Origin of the sequence: Novosphingobium sp. PhB165, from assembly GCF_004341845.1 — a bacterium.
In the GTDB taxonomy this organism is placed as follows: Bacteria; Pseudomonadota; Alphaproteobacteria; order Sphingomonadales; family Sphingomonadaceae; genus Novosphingobium.
Genome location: NZ_SLVB01000025.1, coordinates 1 through 1,906 on the forward strand (window position 1 = coordinate 1; position 1,906 = coordinate 1,906).

At 62.3% G+C, this 1,906-nt stretch carries 2 protein-coding genes; both read left to right on the forward strand.

Translation table 11 applies throughout. The features are described 5' to 3' along the window. The first annotated feature begins 73 nt into the window (after positions 1–73). Positions 74–1,375, forward strand: a complete 1,302-nt coding sequence (istA, locus tag EDF56_RS25745; protein ID WP_132393021.1) for an IS21 family transposase — start codon at positions 74–76, stop codon at positions 1,373–1,375. Continuing rightward, a partial coding sequence (locus EDF56_RS25750; protein WP_132393023.1) for an ATP-binding protein occupies positions 1,375–1,906 on the forward strand: 532 nt, incomplete at its 3' end. The genes istA and EDF56_RS25750, both read left to right, overlap by 1 nt.

Consider the following 1,906-nt stretch of genomic DNA (forward strand, 5'->3'; position numbering starts at 1 on the left):
TGTCAGGCGCCATGCAAAACTGGGCCGGTAGCGACAAATAGAACTGGGCCCCCTCCTGAATGAGGAGGGACTGATGAGTAGCCTGGATAATGCGACAATCTCCGCGGTGTCTGCGCGGAGAGATACGATGCTCGAGCCTGATGAGGTGACGGCGATGCTGAGGCTAAACAAGCTCGGTTGGGGAAGCCGGCGCATTGCGCGGGAGTTTGGTTGCTCGCGCACGACGGTACAGCGCTACGTCGACGCGGGTGGCTGGCAGGAATACCGAAGTCCCCGCAAAGGCGTGAGTAAACTCGACGGGCATGAAGCGTGGCTGCGCGAGTGCTTCTTTCGACATCGAGGCAACGCGGATGTGGTCCGCCAGGATCTGGCGCGTGAACTGGGTGTGAGGGTGAGCTTGCGCACGGTCGAGCGCGCGGTTTCGGGTTATCGGCAGGAACTGGCGGCAGAGGCCGTGGCGACGATGCGGTTCGAGACGCCGCCGGGTCATCAGATGCAGATCGACTTCGGCGAGAAGCGGGTGCGACTCGGCGGTGAGATGACACGGGTCTATATGTTCGTGGCAACGTTGGGCTACTCGCGACGGATTTTCGCGATGGCCTTCCTTCATGAGCGCCAATCAGCGTGGCTGGACGGCATCGAGACTGCGTTCCGGTACTTCGGCGGGACGCCAGCGGAGGTGCTCCTCGACAACGCACGGGCGCTGGTCAAGCACCATGACGTTGCTACGCGTGAGGTCGTTTTCAACGATCGGCTGCACGCCTTCTCTCGCTACTGGGGATTCCGACCTCGCGCCTGTGCGCCGTATCGGGCGCGGACGAAGGGCAAGGATGAGCGCGGCGTCGGTTACGTGAAGCACAATGCGTTAGCCGGACACAGCTTTGCCAGCATGGATGCACTCGAGCAGCATATTGCCTGGTGGCTGCGCGAGGTGGCCGACGCGCGGTGTCACGGTTCGACCGGCGAACCGCCGCTTCTGCGCTTCGTCCGTGACGAGGCCTGCAAACTGAAGCCGCTCCAAGGTCGGCCGCCTTTCCGACAGATCCGGGAACTAGTTCGCAAGGTGCACAGCGACTGCGCGGTCGAGATCGATACCAACGCCTATTCCGTGCCTTGGCGACTGGTCGGAGAGAGTGTGCAGGTGACGCTTAGCGGTGCTCAGGTTCGCATTTTTCATGGCGGTCAGCTGGTTGCTGAACATGCCGAGGCCAGCGGTCGCCACCGCCGGTTGACGGACCCGGCTCATTTCGTTGGCGTCAGCGGCGCGAGTGGCCCTGTACTGCGGCCTGTCGATCCTGAGATGGTAGCTATGCGGCCGCCCGATCTGCTGCGTCCCCTGCTTGAATATGAGCAACTGGCAGGAGGGCGGTGGTAATGGCTATCGACCACGAGACCTTGCTGGGCTGGTTGTCCCGGCTCAAGCTCTCCGCCATCCGTGACCAGCTCGACACGCTGCTCGACGAGGCGGCCCGCAACGACCTGACAATGCGCGAGACGCTCGGGTTCCTTTGTGAGCGAGAAATTGCCCGCAAGGACGAGCGACGGATCGAGATGGCGATGAAGATTGCCCATTTCCCCTATGCTCGTGAGCTCGACGGCTTCGACTACGAGGCCCAACCCAGTGTCGATCCGCACCAGATCCGAGACCTGGCCATTGCTCGCTGGGTCGCACATGGCGAGGCCGTCCTGCTGCTGGGGCCTCCCGGCGTCGGCAAGTCGCACCTGGCCATCGCGCTTGGGCGGGAAGTGATCAGGCAGAACTACACCGTCTTGTTTACGACCGCCCAGGCGCTCGTCTCTGCCTTGGTAAAGGCCCATGGCGAAGGACGCCTGGAAGAGCGATTGTCCTTCCTTGCCAAACCTAAACTGCTGATCGTTGATGAGCTTGGCTATCTGCCTTTCGACC